The following is a 1,317-nucleotide window of genomic DNA, read 5'->3' as shown; positions in this document are numbered from 1 at the left end:
GTTAAAGGTCTTGCTTCTAAACCGATATTAGATGTCGATGTTGTAATAGAAGATTATGATGTTTTTCCTAAAGTAATAAAGGGGTTTGAAAAGATAGGATATTTTCATCAAGAAGAGTGGAGTTTTAAGGGGAGAGAGGCTTTTGGAAGAAAGGATCAATATGTTCCGAGGGATGGGAAGAATACAATTTGGATGGAACATCATTTATATGTATGCGATAAGAATAGTGAAGAGTTAAGAAGACATGTGGCGTTTCGTGATTATCTTCGTGGAAATCCAAACGTTGTTATTGAATATGGGAAGTTAAAGAAAGAGTTAGCAGAAACGGCGGAAAATCGCTCAAGTTATAGCTTAGGTAAAACGGAATTCATTGAAGCTGTATTGGAAAAAGCTATGAAGGATAGTTGAATAAGGGAGTTTGTATCAATAAGAAAATAGACTAAGGTGGCAGAAATCATATAATGCCACCTATTATTTTTGAAGAAGAGGTTTTACTATATGAACTGACCTTATAAAACAATTACAATCTGTCCCTGCCAAATAATAAATCTCGTAAATATAATGGGAAATAAGAAGATAAGAAAAGAGGGAGCTTATGTACATACCAAAACATTTCACTATACAAGATGAAGAGAAGAAGTACGAAATTATTGAACAAAATAGCTTTGCAACTTTATTTTCTCAACATAACGGAGCACCGTACGCAACGCATTTACCGTTATTGTTAAATAGGGAAACACTTACTTTATCCGGGCATTTTGCACGTCCAAATGAGCAGTGGAAAGATAGTGAAAATCAACAAGTGGTAGCTATTTTTCAAGGGCCACATAGTTATATCTCTCCATCATGGTATGAAACAAATAAAGCAGTACCAACATGGAACTATGTTGCGGTGCATGTATATGGAGAGTTAGAAATTGTTGAAGATGAACAGGAATTAATAGATTCACTTCAAGATTTAGTACATAAATATGAAAATCCAAAAAGCACCTACTCACTGAATGATGTAGATCCGAATTATATGGAAGGATTAAGTAGGGGAATAGTTGGGTTTAAAATAAAGATAAATAAAATAGAAGGAAAAGCGAAGTTAAGTCAAAATCATTCTGTGGAGAGAAGAGGATTAGTTGTAGAAGAACTTGAGAAAGTTGGGAGTGAAGGGAGCAGGGGGATTGCGAGATGGATGAAGGAGCAGTTGTATAATAATGAGGGTTAACGATTACATATAGAGTGCGCTCGGTAAATCAAATAATTATAAAAAAGTCGTGCTAATTTTGAAGTGCACCCCAATTGTTAGACACAGTCTAACAATTGGGG

2 protein-coding genes are annotated in these 1,317 nt (G+C 34.9%); both read left to right on the top strand.

Annotated elements, in window-relative coordinates; genetic code table 11:
• A partial coding sequence (locus tag AC1DTM_RS26870) for a GrpB family protein (RefSeq protein ID WP_477001318.1) occupies positions 1-408 on the top strand: 408 nt, incomplete at its 5' end.
• A gap of 187 nt (positions 409-595) precedes the next feature.
• Positions 596-1,216: an FMN-binding negative transcriptional regulator gene (locus AC1DTM_RS26865; RefSeq protein WP_016105792.1), complete on the top strand. Its 621-nt coding sequence runs from the start codon at positions 596-598 to the stop codon at positions 1,214-1,216.
• The last annotated feature ends 101 nt before the right edge of the window (positions 1,217-1,317 follow it).

The organism is Bacillus sp. P4_D3, assembly GCF_056401855.1.
Note: the sequence above shows the minus strand (reverse complement) of the source record. Positions and strands in the feature narration are given on the sequence as shown.

What these genes read in the sequence shown, in the direction of transcription:
- AC1DTM_RS26865 (WP_016105792.1), top strand. Translation starts at nt 596, where the DNA reads ATGTACATACCAAAACATTTCACTATACAAGATGAAGAGAAGAAGTAC.